General features: G+C 68.6%; 9 protein-coding genes. 6 read left to right on the top strand and 3 right to left on the bottom strand.

The features are described 5' to 3' along the window. Positions 1-31 precede the first annotated feature (31 nt). The gene (locus AB0E14_RS28390) at positions 32-991 is read right to left on the bottom strand and encodes an EamA family transporter (protein ID WP_362424119.1); all 960 of its coding nucleotides are present in this window, start codon (positions 989-991) and stop codon (positions 32-34) included. A 141-nt stretch (positions 992-1,132) separates the two neighbouring features. Between AB0E14_RS28390 and AB0E14_RS28395 the strand changes: the two genes are divergently transcribed. The 3 genes from AB0E14_RS28395 (at position 1,133) to AB0E14_RS28405 (ending at position 4,736) form a co-directional block, all read left to right on the top strand. Further along, a complete protein-coding gene (locus AB0E14_RS28395; RefSeq protein ID WP_362424124.1) occupies positions 1,133-2,047 on the top strand; it encodes a LysR family transcriptional regulator in 915 nt (304 codons plus the stop codon). 187 nt (positions 2,048-2,234) lie between these two features. Further along, entirely contained in the window at positions 2,235-4,016 is a 1,782-nt protein-coding gene (locus AB0E14_RS28400) for a glycoside hydrolase family 3 protein (RefSeq protein ID WP_362424127.1), read from the top strand. Positions 4,017-4,103: 87 nt separating this feature from the next. After that, positions 4,104-4,736, top strand: coding sequence for a hypothetical protein (locus tag AB0E14_RS28405; protein WP_362424130.1), 633 nt, complete (start codon positions 4,104-4,106; stop codon positions 4,734-4,736). Between the two features lie 28 nt (positions 4,737-4,764). On the opposite strand, the gene AB0E14_RS28410 is transcribed toward AB0E14_RS28405, so the two are convergent. After that, positions 4,765-6,216 carry an aminopeptidase gene (locus AB0E14_RS28410; RefSeq protein WP_362424133.1) on the bottom strand — a complete coding sequence of 484 codons (1,452 nt, stop codon included), beginning with the start codon at positions 6,214-6,216 and terminating at the stop codon, positions 4,765-4,767. A 156-nt stretch (positions 6,217-6,372) separates the two neighbouring features. On the opposite strand from AB0E14_RS28410, the gene AB0E14_RS28415 reads away from it, so the two are divergent. Continuing rightward, positions 6,373-7,839, top strand: a complete 1,467-nt coding sequence (locus tag AB0E14_RS28415) for a hypothetical protein (RefSeq protein WP_362424136.1) — start codon at positions 6,373-6,375, stop codon at positions 7,837-7,839. A gap of 75 nt (positions 7,840-7,914) precedes the next feature. Here the strand turns inward: AB0E14_RS28415 and AB0E14_RS28420 are convergent, their stop codons facing one another. Beyond that, positions 7,915-11,196 (bottom strand): VCBS repeat-containing protein, encoded by a 3,282-nt coding sequence (locus AB0E14_RS28420; RefSeq protein WP_362424139.1) that lies wholly within the window; start codon positions 11,194-11,196, stop codon positions 7,915-7,917. A gap of 598 nt (positions 11,197-11,794) precedes the next feature. Here AB0E14_RS28420 and AB0E14_RS28425 point away from each other — a divergent pair. Continuing rightward, positions 11,795-19,138 (top strand): polymorphic toxin-type HINT domain-containing protein, encoded by a 7,344-nt coding sequence (locus tag AB0E14_RS28425; RefSeq protein WP_362424142.1) that lies wholly within the window; start codon positions 11,795-11,797, stop codon positions 19,136-19,138. Then, the gene (locus AB0E14_RS28430) at positions 19,135-19,707 is read left to right on the top strand and encodes a suppressor of fused domain protein (RefSeq protein ID WP_362424145.1); all 573 of its coding nucleotides are present in this window, start codon (positions 19,135-19,137) and stop codon (positions 19,705-19,707) included. The genes AB0E14_RS28425 and AB0E14_RS28430 overlap by 4 nt, the downstream gene beginning before the upstream one ends. Positions 19,708-19,742 lie beyond the last annotated feature (35 nt).

Genomic DNA, 19,742 nt, shown 5'->3' on the forward strand with positions numbered 1-19,742 from the left:
GCGGGGTGCTGGGCGCTGCCGGGGGCACAGGTCACATCCGCGCCGGCGCTCCCGATTCCGCGTCCGGGGTCTGGACCGGGGCCTGGCCCCGGACCGGTACCGGCAAGGCGCCCCCCTCCACCGGCGCACCGGCCGCGCGCCCCCGCGACAGCGACGTCAGTGCCACTCCCCCGACCAGGAGCGCCGCCGCGCACCAGCGCAGCGGGGTGACGTTCTCGTCGAGGAAGAGCGCCGCCGACGACATCCCGAAGACCGGGACGAGCAGCGAGAAGGGGGCCACCGAGGACGCCGGGTAGCGGCGCAGGAGCCATCCCCAGGCGCCGAAGCCGAAGACGGTGACGACCCAGGCGCAGTAGACGACGACGCCCACGCCGGTCCGGTCGAGGCCGCGCAGCGCTTCGAGATCGCGTTCCGGACCCTCCAGGAGGAGGGAGAGGGCGAGCAGCGGCAGGACGGGCACGGTGCTGACCCAGACCATGAAGTTGAGCGCGTCGGGCGGGGCCGCCTTGCGGGTCAGGACGTTGGAGACGCCCCAGCAGGCAGCGGCCGCGACGCACAGCGCGAAGCCCACCAGCGGCCCTGACGCACCTTCGTCGACCGCCGCGACACCGATGCCCGCGAGCGCGACGGCCATGCCCGCGATCTTCACCTTCCCCGGCCGTTCGCCGAGCGCGAGGAAGGCGAACAGCGCCGTGAAGACCGCCTGGATCTGCAGGATCAGCGAGGAGAGGCCCGCGGGCGCGCCGAGGTCCATGCCCGTGAAGAGCAGCCCGAACTTCGCGACGCCCAGGGCGAGTCCGACCCCCACGATCCACTTCCACGCGACGGTCGGGCGGCCGACCAGGAACACGGCGGGCAGCGCGGCGACGAGGAAGCGGAGGGCGGAGAAGAGCAGCGGCGGGAAGTGGTCGAGGCCGATCTCGATGACGACGAAATTGACTCCCCAGACGGCGGCGACGAGCGCGGCCAGGGCGACGTGGGCAGGGCGCATGGGAAGAGCGTCACCCATCCCGAACGTGTAGCACCAGCGCGTATCTCTTCATGATTGGATGAAGCAACGCTTCATCCAATCTCCCCGAGAACGCCCGAGAACCCCCGAGAACCCCCGAGAACCCTTGAGGAGCGCCCGCCCATGCTCGATCTCGGCCGCCTGCGCGCCCTCCACGCCGTCTCCGTCCACGGCTCCGTCGGGGCGGCGGCCGCCGCCCTCGGGTACACCCCGTCGGCCGTCTCCCAGCAGATCGCCAAGCTGGAGCGGGAGACCCGGACGACCCTGCTCGAACGCCGGGGCCGCGGGGTCAGGCTCACCGACGAGGCGCATCAACTGGCCGCCACCGCCGAGCGGTTGCTGTCGATCGTCGAGGAGGCGGAGGTACGGCTCGAAGAGCGCCGCGGGCTGCCCGCCGGGCGGCTCTCCATCGGCTGCTTCGCGAGCGCCGCGCGCGGCCTGATGCCCCGGGTGCTCGCCGACCTGGCGGCCCGTCACCCCGCGCTCGACGCCCGCCTCACGGAGGTCGACCCGCACCTCTCGATCGAGCTGGTCGGCCGGGGCGTGATCGACCTGGCCGTGGCCCACGACTGGGACATCTCCCCGATGCCGTCCCCGCCCGGACTCGACCAGGCGGTGATCGGCGACGACCTGTGCGACGTCCTCGTGCCGCACGACCATCCGCTGGCGGCCCGGGCGTCGGTACGGCGGGAGGAGCTGGCACAGGAGCGGTGGATCACCCAGCCGCCGGGGTCGGTCTGCCACGACTGGCTGATGCAGACCCTGCGGTCCACCGGCTGTGAACCGCACGTCGTCCACCAGGCGGAGGAGAACCACACCCAGGTCGCCCTGGTCGCGGCCGGCCTCGGAATCGCGCTCGTGCCGCGCCTCGGGCGCGGAGCGCTGCCGCCCGAGGTGACCCCGGTCCGGCTCGACCCGGTGCCGAGGCGCAGGCTGCACGCGCTCTGGCGCAGGGGCGCGGCCCGCCGCCCGGCGATCACCGAGACCGTCAGGACCCTCCAGGAGCACTGGCCACGGGTGGCGTCGGCGACGACCTGAAGCGCCGATTCCTGCTCAGATCCTTGACCTGGCAGTTACTTTCGGGCTATCCGTGCTCCTTGGAAGTTTCCTTCATCGACGTCCCTCCCCCATCCTGCACGGCCGGAAGGAGCATCAGTTGCACCACCGCGCCCCCTCCCCCTCCCCCTCTCCCGCCTCCGCCCCCTCCCGACGCACCCTTCTCACGGTGTCCGCCGCAGCCGCCGCTGCCGCCGTCACCGGAGCCGCCGCCCCCGCCCGGGCGACCGGCGACACGACGCACGACCGTACGCTCGAAGCGCTGATCTCCCGCATGTCCCTGGAGGAGAAGGTCGGCCAGCTCTTCGTCATGCGGGTGTACGGCCACTCCGCCACCGCCCCCGACCAGGCCGACATCGACCTGAACCTCTCGGAGATCGGGGTCCGCACCGCCGCCGAGCTGGTCGAGAAGTACCACGTCGGCGGCGTCATCTACTTCTCCTGGGCGCACAACACCCGGGACCCGCACCAGATCGCCGCCCTCTCCAACGGCATCCAGCGGGCCGCCCTCGCGCAGCCCACGCCCGTACCAGCCCTCATCTCCACCGACCAGGAGCACGGCATCGTCTGCCGGGTCGGCGAGCCGGCCACCCTGCTCCCGGGCGCGATGGCGCTCGGCGCCGGCGGCTCGCGCTCCGACGCCCGCGAGGCCGCCCGGATCGCGGGCGCCGAGCTGGCGGCCGTCGGCATCCGGCAGAACTACGCACCGGTCGCCGACGTCAACGTCAACCCGGCCAACCCGGTCATCGGCGTCCGCTCCTTCGGCTCCGACCCCGAGGCCGTCGCCGACCTGGTGTCGGCGCAGGTCAGGGGGTACCAGTCGGCCGGGGTCGCGGCGACCTCCAAGCACTTCCCCGGGCACGGCGACACCGCCGTCGACAGCCACTACGGCCTGCCGACCATCACCCACACCCGCGCGCAGTGGACCGAACTCGACGCCCCGCCGTTCCGGTCCGCGATCGCCGCCGGCATCGACTCGATCATGACCGCGCACATCGTCGTCCCCGCGCTCGACCCGAGCGAGGACCCGGCGACCCTCTCCCGCCCGATCCTCACCGGCATCCTGCGCGAGGAGCTCGGCTACGACGGTGTCGTGGTGACGGACTCCCTCGGCATGGAGGGCGTACGGACGAAGTACGGCGACGACCGCGTGCCGGTCCTCGCGCTCAAGGCCGGCGTCGACCAGCTGCTCAACCCGCCGAAGCTGGACGTCGCCTGGAACGCGGTCCTCAAGGCCGTCCAGGACGGCGAGTTGACCGAGGCGCGGCTCGACGAATCGATCCTGCGGATCCTGCGCCTCAAGGCCAAGCTGGGGCTCTTCCGCCGCCCGTACGTGACGCTCGCCGGAGTGGGCCGTACGGTCGGCACCCGCGCCCATCTCGCCCGGGCCGACCGGATCGCCGAGTCCACCACCACCCTGCTCCTCAACGAGGCAGGCTTCCTGCCGGTCAGCCGCCGCAGCCACGGCAAGGTGCTCGTCGTCGGCGCCGACCCGGCCTCGCCCTCGGGCACCACCGGGCCGCCGACGACCACCCTGGCCGCCGAGTTCACCTCGCTCGGCTTCACCGCCACCGCGCTGTCGACCGGGATCACCCCGACGGCGGCGAGGATCGAGGAGGCGGTGGCGGCCGCGGCGGGCAAGGACCTGATCGTGGTCGGCACGTACAACGTCTCGGCCACCAGCCCGCAACGCACCCTCGTCGACCGGCTCGTGGCGACCGGGGTGCCCGTGGTGACGGTCGCGATCCGCAACCCGTACGACATCGCCCGGCTCTCCGGGCAGCGCGCCACCCTCGCCGCGTACTCCTGGACCGACGTCGAACTGCGCGCCGCCGTCCGGGTGATCGCCGGGCACGCCCGGCCACAGGGCCGTCTGCCCGTCCCCGTGCAGCGGGCGGACGATCCGACACGGTTGCTGTACCCGGTCGGCCACGGCCTGTCCTACGCCTGACGTAACCAGTGACGCAGGCCCCCCGTTCTCCCTGGCGTCCGCCCGCTCCGGCGGGCGACGCTGGACACCGAGATCGGGGGGTCTTTCATGCGCGCTCTCACAAGCCCCGTGGCGTGGACCGCGGGGCTGCTGCTCCTGCTCTCCCTGACCGGGTGCGGGCAGGCCCCGGACGGCGGGCCGCCGCACCCCGTCACGTACACGGGCACGGGCACGGGTCCGCCGCACGATCCCGGGGCGTCGTTCCTCGGCCCCGGGGACTGCTCGACGCGCGGGACGGTCTTCCGCGAGGTCCCGTGCACGAGCGAGAAGGCCGTCGCCCGGGTGACCACCCGGTACCAGGGGCTCACCTCGGGCGCTCCGACCTGCCCGCCGAGCACCGACTTCGTCCTGCACGTCTCGGAGGGCCGCCCGGCGGCGGACGAGGACGGCGACGGCTCGGTACCGCGCGGCTACGCCTGCATGCGCAATCTGGAACCGCCGCATCCGGGTGACCCCGGGGAGGGCGGCGGCCCGAACACCGTCGTCGGGGACTGCGTCTCGCCCTCGGAGCCCTCGGGCGGGGGCCGGGTGAAGGAGACCGCCTGTGACGGTTCGGGGGAACGACCGCCCGCCTTCCGGGTCGTGTCGGCGGTCACGAGCCGTGAGCACTGCCCGTCCACGACCGCGCTGTTCGTGGCGCTGGGCGGGGAGCGTCCGGTGGGCTGTGCCCGGCGGCTGTGAAGCCTGACCGCCGGGCACAGGTGCTTCGTTACGGACGGACGCCGCGCTCCCGCTCCAGCTCGTCGTCCGCCGGCTTGTCGAGGCGGGCGTCGAAGCGGGCCAGCGGCTGTCCGGCCTGGACGGCCGGTGCCTCGACCCCGGCCCAGGCCAGGATGCGGGCCGTGGCCTTGGTGCGCTCGGCCTCGACGAGACCGGCGACCTGGGCGCCGTGGTTGGCGCCGGGGGCCGTGAGGACGTAGCTGTCACGGGCGCCCTTGCCGAGGCGGAACGGCTCGGCTCCCCACGGGTCGTTGCCGCCGTAGACGAAGAGCATCTGGTGCGCGTTGTTGCGGACCCAGGTGTCCACGTCCCGCATGGCCCACGGCTTGAACGTGGTCGGGATCTCGCTCGGCACGAAGTTCCGCGCGGGCTGGTAGCCGTAGCGGGTCAGGCCGTCGAGGTGCGGCAGCTTGATGCTGGGCGAGCCCAGCTCTGTGGCCGCCTGGTAGTAGTACGGCGTGTACGGGTCGAGGCCCTGGTCGGTGTAGAAGGACCAGCCCGAGTAGGCGTCGATCGTCTGGTAGACGGTGTCGTCGCTCGCGGTGGCCGCGTCGGGCACGTCGGCGCAGACGTCCTGGCCGTAGTACTGCCAGAAGCCCCAGACGAAGTCGAGGACGACGGCCTCGTACGCCTTGTCCAGGGAGCCGACGGTGTTGAAGGTAGCGCCCTCGGTCTCCGCCCACTCCTTGTACTTCTTCTGCAGCGGCTCACGGCGGATCAGCGCCTCGCGCTGCATCGCGTTGAGCCGGTCGCGGCACTCCTTGGTGCCGACGTTCTCGAAGAACCGGTCGTAGGCCGAGTCCTCCTTGTTGTTCACGTCGTTCGGCGCCACGTAGGCGACGACGCCGTCCATGTCACGGGGGTAGAAGCGCTCGTAGTACGTCGCCGTCATGCCGCCCTTGGAGGCACCGGTGGAGAGCCACTTCTTGCCGTAGATCTTCTTCAGCGCCGTGAAGATGCGGTGCTGGTCGCTCGCGGCCTGGTAGATGTCCAGCTTGGTCCAGTCGGCGGGCTGCGGCCGGGACGGCGTGAAGAAGCGGTACTCCATGGAGACCTGGTTGCCGTCGATGATCCGGGTGGGCTCGCGGCGGCTGGGGGTGGTGCTCAGACCGTAGCCACTGGTGTGGAAGACGGTGGGCCGGTCGGTGTCCTTGTGCAGCAGCGAGAGCCGCTGCTTGAACGTGCCCTTCCAGGGACGGCGGTGGTCCACCGGCTGGGTGTACTCGAGGACGAAGTAGCGGTAACCGGCGTACGGCTTCTCCTCGATGAGGCTCATCCCGGGGATCGCCAGGATGCGGTCCTTGATGTCCGTACCGACGGCGCTGTCCGCGACGGCGGTCGGGCTGCCGGTGGCCGGCTCGGCGGCGGTAGCCGCGCCGCTCGCGCCGACGGTGCCTATGAGCACCGTGAGCGACATCAGCCATCTCAGCGACTTGCGCATTCACCCTCCCCTTGATTCACAACGGTGCCGCGAACCTAGCGGGGCAACGTGCGTACCGCCAGACCCAGTTGCCCCTTACCCGCCCTCAGGATCTGTGTACCGATCACCTAAACTCCCGCACGCCATGCAGCACAAGGCACGACACGGGAGACACCGATGACGAGGAGTTACCGGGTGAGGGCGATGGTGGCGCTGATGGCCACCGTCGCCGCCTCACTGCTGGTCACGACACCCGCGCAGGCCGCGCCCGACCCCGGGCTCGACCTCTCCAACTTCGAGCTCCGCCCGCTCTCCAACAAGACGGAGCTCCAGGGGCGCATAGCCAAACTCAACGCCGACCTGCCCAACATCGGCGTGAACTCGCTCCTGAAGGAAGCGCAGACGAGCGGCCGTACGGGCCAGTGGAGCAACAGCGTCTGCAACCCGGCGGCCGTCGAGTCCGGCACGACCCCGCAGGGCTTCGCCAAGAGCTTCTGCTTCGACGACTCCGACAACGGCAACAGCGACTCCGAGTGGTGGCCCCAGGGCGTGACCACGGTCGCCGACGCCGACGAGGACCAGACCTGGGGCGACCCGGAGACCGGCTGGAACCCGGCGGACCACAAGCCGATGCTGGTCACCTGGTACAACAAGGACGACTGGGACGGCGACAAGAAGGCCGACGACGTCGACGAGGGCGGCACGAACACCGAGCGCAAGGGCGTCCGGATCTCCTTCATCGACGCGAGCACCGGGAAGTACGCCCACGTCCTGCTGGTGTACCCCTTCATCAACGACTCGGGCAACGCCAGTTACATGAGTGTGCGCACGTCGCAGCACTACTCGACGCCGGGCGGGAAGCAGTACGGCTCGCTGCACGCGGGCGGCATGGTCTGGTACGGCTACTACCTGTACGTGGCGGACACCAACCGCGGCTTCCGCGTCTTCGACCTGCGCAACATCATCGACCTGGGCGCGCTGCCGGCCGAGAAGTGGGGCAAGTCCAAGACCGCGATCGGCAGGCAGGACGGCGTGTACAACGCCCACGGCTACCGCTACATCCTCCCGCAGAGCGACGGCTGGACGAACTCCGCCTGCGACACGGTCGAGCCGCCGCCGGGCACTCCGTGCGACATGCAGGACGAGGAAAAGACCTGCCAGGCCACGGACGTCACCCCGAAGACCAGCTTCGCGAGCCTGGACCGCTCCTCGGCCACCCGGCACATCACCACGGGTGAGTGGTGCGAGAAGGCGAAGGTCACCGACGCGTTCACGACCGGCCGGGTGATCCGCTGGCCGATGAACACCAGCGGCGGCACACCCTCCCTGAACGCCAACGGCTACTGGGCGGCGAACGAGGCGTACCGCGTGCCGTTCCTCGCCTCGGAGCAGGACAACGGCGGCATCCAGGGAGCCGCGGTCATCGACGGCACGTACTACCTGAGCCAGAGCCGCGGCCAGGCGAACGGCCGGATGCTCGTCGCCAGGCCCGACACCGCCACCGGCCGCCTCGTCGAGACGTCCCCCCGCCGCACCTCGGCGATCGGCGTCGAGGACTACTCGGTCTGGCCCGGCACACCGAACCGCCTCTGGACGGTCACCGAACACCCGGGCAAGCGGATGCTGTTCAGCGTGACGCCGTAGCAGCGATCGGAGATCGTAGAAACGCGAGCGGGCGGACCGGGCATCCCGGTCCGCCCGTTCTCGTCCGGCCACTCCTCAGCCGAGGGCGAGCAGCCCGGTCCAGCCGACCTCTCCGACCTTGGTCGGAGCACCGTGGGTGTCCGGGCCACCCGGGTAGAACCGGAGTGTGCCGTCGGCCATGACGGCCCACAGATCGGGGATACGGTCACCGGTGGCGTCGGCGATTCCCTGGATCATCGGGATACTCGCCCGCGTCCACCCGCCCAGACCGTACGTGAGGTCCTGCCCCGCCCCTGAGGCACCCGCGGACGCCAGGGACCCAAGATCGACGCCTCCGCCGGCCGCCGCCTTGCCCGTACGAAGAACGAGGCCGCGAGCGGTGTCGTCGGTGCGCCTCAGCAGGTCGGCCACTCCGTCACCGGAGTAGTCGGCGAGGCCGACGATGTCGCTGGTGGACCATCCACCACCGAAGAGCCGGGCTTCGGTGAAGGCGGCCCCGGTGTAGCCGGTGAAGGCCCACAGTTGATCCCCGGCCTTGGCCATGGCATCGGGCAGGCCGTCGCCGGTGATGTCTCCGGTGGCGACGATCTGGGTGAGACCCGTGGTGGCGGGGGCGTTCGACGGCAGCAGGATCTCCACCCGTTGGGCGGTGTTGAAGCTGCCGTAGCCGTCGCCGGGGAAGACGTACAGCTTGCCGTCGGGCAGCCGCGCCATGAGGTCGTTGACGCCGTCGCCCGGGAACCAGTCACCATGGTGGCTGAGCAGCGCAGGACCGCCGTCACCTTGCCAGTAGCCGTCTTCGAGCAGGCCGTTGGCGTCGATGGCCGCCGGCATGTGGATGCCGACATCGCCACGGGTCGAGGCAGCGTAGTGCCGCAGGTTGCCGAAGGAGTCGATGGCGAGAAGGTCGGGGAACCCGTCGCCACTGAGGTCGCCGGGAGGGTCGGGCACCTTGCGGGGCTTGACGTAGAAGATGTACTTCATCGGTGCCGCGGAGCGGTTGCCGGCGTTGTCGACCGCCCAGACGAAGAGGACGTTCACGCCTGCGGCCGGCGGGGACAGCGTCTTCTTGACCGGCGCGCCCTTGGTGGTGGCCAGGGCGGGGTTGGTCGTGGGGTTCGGGGCGTTGAAGGCGTACTCGTACTTGACGACACTCTCGTCGGGCGTTCCGGCGGCGGTCTCGGTGGCGAAGGTGAACTCCCCAGCCGTGCCGAATTCCACCGTGCTCCACTGATCGTGGTCGTCCCCGGGTGCGGGGAACGGGGCGGAGGTCACCTTGGGGCTTCCGGGTGCGGTGTGGTCGACCGTGAACTGGCAGAAGGCGGTGGTTCCGGCGGGGCCGTGAGCCGAGACACCACCCTCCGTGTCGATCGTCCAGGCGGTCCAGGAGTACGTCTTGCCGCTGACGAACTTCTCCCAGTCGAGCGGAACGCTGATCGCCCCGTTGCTGGCAGGCTCTTTGTCAGTGTCAAGCAGAGGAGTTCCGGGTGTGTCGTTACGCCAGACCTTCAGGTGGACGTGCTTCAGGTCGCCGTCGACGTCGACACCTGTGACGCGGAAGGTGATGTCACTCTTGCCGATGGCGACGTAGGGGGCGTTGATGTCACACATGCCGCCGGGGCTCGTCGACATGCCGCCCTGGAGCGGCTCATTCGGGTTGTGGTTGTAGATGGTCTCGATGTACGGCGAGTTCTCGCCGTTGGCGATGATCTTCTTCCAGTAGTTGGTGTTGGACTCGTTGGCGGCGCGCAGACCAATACCGATGAGAGACCACTTCTTCGTCGCCGCCTCCTGGGCGGCGGACTTGATATCTGTTCCCACCCACTTGTCCGGGCAGCTTCCGGCCTTGTAGCCGTGACCGTTCGTCTGGCTGCCGAGTACGCGTCCCCAGATGTTTGGACTGCCTTGATTGTCCCAGTTCGTGGTTGGGGTGATGGTACTGGTCAGATACACGTTGTACTGAGTGGCCGCGCACCCCCAGGAGTAGGTCTGAAGGACCCGGAAGTACGAGGACTTGATGACAGCGCCGTACAGCTTCTTGTCGTGGTTGAAGGTGAAGACGGACCGGGAAAGACCTTGGGTGGTCGCCTCATAGCCGACACGGGATTCGTTGCTGCCGTCGTTGAAGTTCTGCCCGTTGTAGAAGCTCGAGCGCGGGTGCTTCGCGTAGAGCAGCGTCCAATCGTTCTTGCGCCCCTTGAAGGAGGGGTCGATGAAGACGGGGTAAACCACATCGGGGTCCGTGAGGGACGCGGGGCTCACGGCCAGCTGGAGAACTCCGTCGGAGGAGAGCGTGGCGCCGAGAACGCTGTCGTGACTTCCGGGCTGCGGGCCGGCCAGCCCGGGCAGGGCCAGGGCCGTGTCCGCGACCGCCGGGTCCGGCGCCGGCGCCGGCTCACCCTCCGTCTGCCGGATGGCGCCTGCCGAGTCCCAGAGGTAGGGGGTCGGCGCGGCGGCGATCTCGTCGCCCGCGGGGTTCAGGGCGCTGACCACGTGGGATTCCGAGTTCAGCCGGAAAGTGAGCGTGGGCGAGGAGAGGCGGTAGTCCAGGTCCTTCAGGAGGGGATCGACCGCCGCCTCACGGGAATGAACGATCAGGACGTGGGAGTAGCCGCCGTCGCGGGCGGTGAGCAGGAGGTCGATCCCGGGTCGTACGTTCTCGTAGAGGGCACGGGGACCGTCGACGACGGGCGCAGGGAGCGGACCGGGCCAGCTGACGACGAGGTCGTGGCCGTCGACCGTCAGTCGTACCAGTTCACTCCAGATGCGCGCGTCTGCGGAATCGGCACGCACTGGCGATTCGGCGGGCACCGCGGCCAGGCCAGCACGCTGCACGGCGCGCGAAGCGCGGTTCGACTCGGAGTTACCCGCGCTGAACAGCAGCGGATCGTTCACGGCCGCGGGCGCGTAGCCGCCCTCGACCTTCCGCAGAGTGGTGTCGATCTTCTTCCACTCTCCGTCGACCTTGGCGCGGATCGTGTCGCTGTTCGTGCGCGTGCGCAGGAAGCCGTCAGGCTGGGCCCAGGTCGTGGAGTTCGCGGTGCGCTCGGCCGTCGCCTCGACGTCCTTGCCGACGCGCTTTGCCTCACGGAGGGCGTCGGAGAGACCGAGTTGCTGCCGGGCGGTCGCTTCGCGCCGCGCCTGCGGGGCGGCCTCGGGCGCATCCCCAGCAACGTGCACGGCGAAGGGGAGGGCCACGGCGGCGACTAGAAGCACGGACAGCACCGCGTACCGACGGCGAGTCCACCGCGTCCGCCTTTCGTCGGCTGCCGTGGGAGCGGATGCGGATTCGGCCTGGCCATCCGAAGACCGGGCTCTTCCTATGTCGTCCGGTTCCGTTTCCGTCGACGCGTCCATGAGTCCCTTTCCCCCCGTGGGCAGATGGAGACTGCGCCTCTTTGATGGCACGCTGCCCTTGGATTCCTGCTGTGCGCACAGAAGCGCCAGCAGAGCATGGCCCATCTTCACGTTTTCGTCACTCCCCGCCCCTGCGTGCACAGATGGGGAGCGGGAGGGAACCGGAAGCGCTCTGGAGGAGTCTCTCCAGCAATGAAGGCCCCGTTCAGGGACCGGAGTTCCGGCGAGACCGGACAAACACCCCTGCTTTCGGGTGGACTTGTCGCCATTCATCCGGTTGGTCGACTTCGAGCGGAACGATCTTCCTCGGGTCAATCATTTCACCATGAAGCGTTCGCCCTCATATCCCTTGAATTCTGCGGCAATTGTGCGTGAGGAATGTCACCGCGCAAGCCTCTGGTGTGGATTTCCTGTGGCGACTGCCTCCACAATCCTGTGAATATTTGCTGGTTTCCCGCTCGGCCGGCTCTCCCCGACCGCAGCGGAAATGGGGGGTTTCATGTCCTGGTCCGGTTCGGGGCGTCCGTTCCGTGCGTCTCGGCGCGGAAGGCGGGGTGCCACGCGCCGCGCCGGCGTCGTCCTGTCGGCGCTCGTGGCCATGTCGCTTCTGCCGACAGAGGCGTTGGCGACCCCTCCACCGGACGACCCCGAGTCGCACAGCGTGCAGCTGCCGGACCTCCAACAGACCGAGAAGGCCCCCGAGGACGAGGCCAAGACCGAAGAGCTGACCAGCTGGTCCGGCGAACCGGTTAACCCGCCGGAGGAGTTCAACCCGAACCCGGACGAGGTCGTCCCGCCCGCCGCCGACACGGGCTCGGTGGACCTCACCCAGGCGGCGGGTGCTCTTGTCCCCGTCGAGGACCTCCCGGTGAAGATCGGTCAGGCCTCCGCACCCCAAGGCGAACCGGCCCCACCGGCCCCTTCGGGTACCTGGAACGTCGAGGTCGAGGCTCGCACCGCGACCGAATCCGCGGACGTCGACGGCGCGATCATCACCGTCACCCCGCCGCCGACCGGGTCGACTCCGCTCGATGTCGAGCTCAACTACGGCACGTTCGAGGACCTGTACGGCACCGAGTGGGCCTCGCGCCTCCAGTTCGTCCAACTCCCGGAGTGCTTCCTCACGACTCCCGAACTGGACGAGTGCTCGACCCCGGTGGACGTGCCCAGCGTCAACGATGCCGAGACGGACACCGTGCGCGCCACCATCGACCCGGCGGCTGGTCAGGCGGAGGGCCTCTCCGCCCAGGCGGGCGGCGGCACCACGGTTCTGGCAGCCACGGACTCGGGCGCGGGTGCGGGCGGCAACTACAGGGCCAGCTCCCTCTCCCCATCCGGCTCCTGGACGGCGGGCAGCAGCGGCGGCGGTTTCTCCTGGACCTACCCGCTGGGTGTGCCGGCGCCTCCGGCGGGACCGGCGCCGAAGATCAACCTCTCCTACTCCTCGCAGGCCGTCGACGGCAAGACCTCCGTCGCCAACGGCCAGGCCTCCTGGGTGGGAGACGGCTGGGACTACCACCCCGGCTACGTCGAGCGCCGCTACCGCACCTGCTCCGACGACCGTAAGAACAACCCCGGCGCCCCCAACAACACCGGTTCCGCGGACAAGGAGAAGGCGGACCTGTGCTGGGCCAGCGAGAACCTCGTCCTGTCCCTGGGCGGCAGCACGACCGAACTCGTACGCAACGACGCCGACGGCACCTGGGTGTCGGCCGGCGACGACGGCGCCAAGATCGAGTACCTGGGCAAGGACGGCACGAAGAAGGCCAAGCAGACGGGCGCGTACTCCGGGGAGTACTGGCAGGTCACCACCCGCGACGGCACCCGCTACCGGTTCGGCCGTGACGGCGTCGTCGCCGCCGAGCCCTCGCTCACCGACTCGGTCCTCACGGTCCCCGTCGCCGGAAACCACTCGGGCGAGCCATGCCACCAGGCTTCGTACGCCTCCTCGCTCTGCACCCAGGCATGGCGCTGGAACCTCGACCAGGTCGAGGACGTCCACGGCAACGCCATGACCATCGACTGGCAGTCGGAGGTCAACCGCTACGCCCAGAACGGCAAGTTCACCGCAGCGAAGGCGTACGAGCGCGCCGGCCACCCGACGCAGATCCTCTACGGGCTCCGCAGCGACAACCTCAGCGGTCCGCCGGCGGGCAAGGTCGTGTTCAAGACCGACCAGAGGTGCATCAAGGAAGGGGCAACCGCCTGCAGCGACGCCGAGTTCGACTCGAAGAACTACGGTGACAAGCAGCCCTGGTGGGACACGCCGTCGACGCTCTACTGCAAGACGGGCCAGGCCAAGTGTTATGTCACGGCACCGACGTTCTGGACCCGGGTCAGGCTGACCACGATCGAGACCTTCGGCCAGCGCACGCCGGGATCCACGGCGCTGTCTCCCGTCGACTCGTGGAGCCTCAAGCACTCCTTCCCCAAGCAGCGCACCGACACGCACCCTCCGCTGTGGCTGGAGTCCATCTCGCGGACCGGGTACGGCACCACGAAGGACGCCGAAGGCAACCCGATCGGCGCACCGATGCCTGCGGTCTCCTTCCTCCCCAACGTCGTCGACATGCCCAACCGTGTCCGGACGGGTGAAGATGACCACACGCCGGACTTCGACCGGCTGCGCGTAGAGACGATCCGTACCGAAACCGGTGGGGAGATCTACGTCGACTACTCAAACCCGTGCCCGGTCGGCGCCAACCACCCTGCGCCGGACAAGAACGGCACGCTCTGCTTCCCGGCTCACTGGTCCCCGGATCCGGAGGTCGAAAAGCCGAAGACTGAGTGGTTCAACAAGTACGTGGTCGACCGCATCGTCGAAAAGGACCGGGCGACCCGGCAGCCTGATGTCGTCACCGCCTACTCCTACGAGGGCGCGGGCTGGGCCAAGGACACCGACGAGTTCTCCAAGGCCGAGCTGCGCACCTTCAACCAGTGGCGCGGTCACTCCATGGTCACCGTCACGCGCGGCGAGACGGCGAACAGCGGCACGTCCAAGGCGACAGAGCAGTCCAAGTCGGTCACGCGCTACTTCCGAGGCATGTCCGGTGACGCCGGCCGTGCGGAGATCACCGTCAAGGACTCCGAGGGCGAGCTGACGCTTGCCGAAGACCTGCCCGCCTACCAGGGCCGTGTCGCCGAATCCCTCACGTACACCAAGGCCGGGGCCGGGGGCACCGTCCACGCCCGCGAACTGTTCTGGCCGTACGTGAAGGAGACCGCCACGCGTGCGCGTGGCGACGGTCTGCCCGCGCTCAAGGCGTACCGCACGGGAACGGTCCGTACCGACAAGATCCAGTCCCTCGGCGGAACCAGCGCCCGCACCATCCGAACCGAGATTGACCACGACGACACGTACGGCCTCCCGCTCACCGAACGCACCTACGCGGTCGCAGCCGACGGCACCACCCGATCCGACGAGTCCTGCAGGTCCACCCAGTACGTCCACAACACCGGGGCACACCTGATCGGCCTGCCGTCCCACATGCGGAGCGTGACCGGCTCCTGCCTCGTGGCCGGCCCCTCACCCGACCGGATCATCGCCGAGACCCGCACCTCCTACGACGCCCTCAACGCCTTCGGCGCCGCCCCCACCAAGGGTCTGCCGCGCCAGGTCGACACCATCGACGGTGACGGCGACGGCTGGATCACGTCCGCACGCACGGAGTACGACGCCCTGGGGCGCGCGACGAAGGTGCAGGACGCGAAGAACAACTCCACGACGACCGAGTACGTTCCCGCCACGGGCCCGGCGTTCCAGGTGAAGACCACCAACGCCAAGGCCCACACGTCGATCACCACCGTCGACCCGGCCCGCGGCTCCGTCCTGTCCGCGACGGACACGAACGACCGTACGACGACGAGCGAGTACGACGCGTTCGGACGCGTCACAGCCGTCTGGTCCCCGTCGCGCAAGGCCCCTGCGCCGGCATCGGTACGGTTCGACTACCAGCTCTCCGACAACGCGGTCCCCTCGGTCACCACCCGGACGCTCCGCGACAACGGGACGTACGCCTCGTCCGTCGCCCTCTACGACGGCTTGCTGCGCCCGCGCCAGACGCAGAGCGAGGCGCACGGCCCCGGCCGTATCGTCACCGACACCCTGTACAACGCAAACGGCGCGGTGAGCGAGACCAAGAGCGCCTACCTCGCGCCGGGCGACCCGGTCGCCGAGGTGTTCGTTCCGCAGACCGTGTTCGAGGTTCCGCACTCCACGGAGACCGCGTACGACGGACTCGGCCGCGCGGTGCGGGTCACCACGATGAAGAACGACGACCCGCAGCACTCCGCGGTCACCCAGTACGGCCCGGACTGGACGCTGAGCCGCACCGGGATGTCGGCGGACGGCACCACCCCGCTCGCGGGCAGCCGCTCCGCCCGAACCACGACGGACGCCTTCGGCCGCACCACCGAGGTCCGGCACTACACGACGACCAACCTCACCGGTCCTGTACCTGCCGGGGTCACCACCTCGTACACCTACGATCCTCGCGGCAAGCTCGCGAAGGTCACGGACGCCAACGGCAACGCCTGGACGTACACGTACGACGTCCGAGGCCGACTGACCACGACCACCGACCCTGATATGGGCCAGTCGGCCTTCGGCTACGACGAACTGGACCGCAAGGTCTCGTCGGAGGACTCCCGGAAGCACGTGCAGTACACGCTGTACGACAGCCTGGGCCGCACGACCGAGCTGCGGAACGACTCTCTCACCGGACCGCTGGTCACCAAGTGGACGTACGACGATCTACCGGGCGCGAAGGGGCAGCCGGTCGCGACGATCCACTACGCCGAAGGCGGCGCCTACACCAGTGAAGTCACCGGCTATGACATCGAGTACCGCCCCACAGGCAGCAAGCTCACCATCCCGGCCGGCACGGAGACGACCGGCCTCGCCGGAACGTACGCGTACACCTACACGTACACCCCGACGGGCAAGCTCCAGTCGACGAGCCTTCCGGCCACCCCGGCCGGCCTCGCCGCAGAGAAGCTGATCACCCGGTACGACGAGGAAGGCGCCCCGGTCACCACCTCGGGCTCCGCCTGGTACACGTCCGGCACGCTCTACGGCCCCCTCGGCCAGGTCCTGCGCACCACGTCGGGCAAGGCTCCGCTGCGGGTGTGGACGAACAACCTGTACGACGAGTTCACCGGCAGGCTGCAGGAGACCCAGAGCCTACGGGAAGCCACGATCCCCAACTCGACGATCTCGAAGCGGACGTACGGCTACGACACGGTCGGCAACGTCACGTCGATCGCGGACCAGCAGACCGACGTCAACGGCGGCGTGGCCTCCACGGCCACGGACCAGCAGTGCTTCTCGTACGACCCGATGGGCCGCATGGTCCACGCCTGGACGGGCCAGACGGGCTGCCCGACCGCCTCGACGACGGAGGAAGCTGCCGAACCTGACCGGACCCAGGTCGCTGCCGGCATCAACGGTGGCGGCTACTGGCACTCGTACGCCTTCGACGCCATCGGCAACCGCACGCAGATGACGGTCCACGACCTGGCGAACGGCACCCTGGACGACGTCTTCACGTACACGTACGGCAGGACGAACACCAACAACGGTACGCAGGCGCCAGAGTTGGTGCAGCCGCACACGCTGACGCGTGTGGACGGCGCGGTCAAGGAACAAGGATCCTCGGTCACCTCTCTGTCCACCTACGTCTCCGACACGGCGGGCAACACCACCCAGCGCATGGTCGGCGGCGACACGCAGACCCTGACGTGGGACCGCCGGAACAAGGTCACCTCGGTCAGCGGCTTCGGCAACGGCTCGGGCGTCTGGAAGAACCACTCCGGCAAATGCCTCGACCTTCAGGGCGCGGTCACGGCAGACGGCACCCCGATACAGCTCTACACGTGCAACGGCACGGCCGCCCAGCGGTGGAACGCGAACGGCGACGCGCTCAGGGTGCTGGGCAAGTGCGCGACCGCCGAGGGCACGAAGCTGGTCGTCAAGACGTGCACGGCGGGGAACAAGGCGCAGGAGTTCGTCGACCGTCCTGACGACGACTCGCTCTACCACCCGCAGTCGAACACCTGCGTAGACATCCCGAACGGCGACTACTCGGACGGCAAGGACCTCCAGCTCGTCGCCTGCGACGAGCAGAACCCGCAGAAGTGGCAGCCGGGCGACGAGACGCAGTACATCTATGACGCGTCCGGCAACCGCCTGATCGAGAACACGGCGACCACGCGCACGCTCTACCTGCCGGACGCCCGCGTGACGGTCTCCACGGTTGGCGGGGCGATCAGCGCCGAGCGCTACTACACCCACCCGGGCGCGCCGACGACGATCCGCACGACGGCCGGCTCTGCCAGCTCCGCGAAGTTGTCGGTCCTCCTCACGGACCACCAGGGCACCTCGACAACAGCAGTCGACATGTCCACCGGCCAGCCCCTCACCCGCCGCGCCTTCGACCCCTACGGCAACCCCCGCGGCACCACGGACCCGACGGCCACCGACAACTGGCCGGGCCGCCAGACCTTCGTGGGCACCGGCGTCAACGACCCGACGACAGGCCTCACCCACATCGGCGCCCGCGAATACGACCCGACAACGGGCCGCTTCATATCGGCGGACCCGATCATCGACATCACGGACCCGCTCCAGATGAACGGGTACACGTACGCGAACGGCAGCCCGGTCACGTTGTCCGACCCATCGGGTCTGGCGCCGGACGGACGCTGCGGCGGGAACAACACCACGTGTGGTCACCCTGGTCTCTCGGAGCAGGTCCATGAGTCTTGGACACGCACCAGTGACGGTTGGATCTGGAAGGGAAAGAAGACCAACAAGGACGGTGACTACGTCCAGTACGGCGTGGGGGGAATCGGCAGCGGCTACACCTGGGAAGTCGTACAGGACCGCCCGAAGAACTGGGAAGAAACAGCCGAGGTGATGTCCGAGGCTCCGCTCCCTGTCTTCTCGGTCCCGGCCAGCATCATTTCGGCGGGCATCGACATCTGGGATGGAGACTACGAAGAGGCCGGCTGGAGCATGGTCGGCGCGATCCCAGGACTTGGGCGAGTCAAGCCGCTCAAACCCTTGCTAAAGAAGGCCAACCCGACTAAGCCGCTCAAGCCATGTGAGAACAACAGTTTCGTCGCCGGCACAGCGGTGCTCCTCGCTGATGGCAGCACAAAGCCGATCGAGGACGTCGAAGTCGGTGATGAGGTCCTCGCGACCGACCCCGAGACTGGACAGACCGAGAAGAGATCCGCCACGGCCGTGATCTTCACGGCAACGGACAAGACCTTTGTCGAGCTCACCGTTGCAGACGAAGGGAAATCGGACAACCTCACCACGACGGATCACCACCCCTTCTGGTCAGAATCCGAGAAGACCTGGCTCAAGGCCGGCGACCTCAAGTCCGGAATGACCCTCCGCGCGGACGACGGCACCACTGTCACTGTGGAGAGCGTGCGTGCCTACGAAGCACAGCAGGACACGTACAACCTCACAGTCGCGGACGTGCACACGTACCATGTGCTGGCGGGGGCCACTCCGGTCCTCGTTCACAATTGCGGTGGCGCCCGGTTCGAAGTGGATTCCAGCGGGGTTGCGAGTGACCTGGAAAACCCGGTCACGGCCACAGTTCCGTACAGTCGGGCTACGCACTACGGCGGTTCTCAGACAAATGGCCCTGGCGGCCGTGCGGCGCGAGCGGCGGGTGAGGGCCAGCCGTGCCCGGAGTGCGGCGCTACGATGACATCAGGAACCGCTCATGCCCCCGTTCCCGAGCATGATCCGCCGCTTGTTCTCCACTACTATCGCGGCGGCGGGTCGGAAATGACGAACGCGGAGCGAAGAGCCTACGCAAGGAATGACGGCATCAATGGGGCTGCATGTCAGGTCTGCCAGCGATCGCAGGGGGCCGAGATGGCGAAGGTCTCCAAGGCGATAAAGAGGAATCTGGGACTATGACCGAAGAAAGCGAACGATTGTCGGCCCTTGAGCGGCATGTTCGGGGATTCTGGGACGGCCATATTGTGGAATCTGCCCCCTGGGATCTCGGGCCGATCCTGGACCGAGTTCCGCACTTCGCCACCTATCGGGTCTACCCCCAGCGTGCTGGTGAGGCCTGGGTCTACGTGACAGTCGGGTCCTCTGTGCATGGATCTACAGTCGGTGGAATCGAGTTCTTCGTAATGTCGCCCGTGGCTGCCGACGTTCACTCGGAAACGCTGGCAATGGTGAGTCACTATCACTCGTTCGAGGCTCATCAGTTGGACGTGGGATCGGTCATCAATATTGGCCGCCCCTGGATGCCGGATTCTCGCATGGATCACCTCCTGGTGAGTCTGCCCTATCCCTACGGGCCTGAACTTGAATGGGCTCCGACGGAAGCGGGTGGTGCGCGATTCCTGTGGCTGCTTCCGATCCACAAGAGCGAGGCTGATTTCATCAAGCGCGAGACTCTTGACGATTTCGAATCCATGCTGGACGCGGAAGGCGTAAACGTATTGGATCCCGATAGAAGTCCGATTGCCTGAGAAAACCCTTGTCGCCTTACGGCTCGCATTGAGAG

It is taken from the genome of Streptomyces sp. NPDC047981 (assembly GCF_040653315.1).
Lineage (GTDB): Bacteria > Actinomycetota > Actinomycetes > Streptomycetales > Streptomycetaceae > Streptomyces.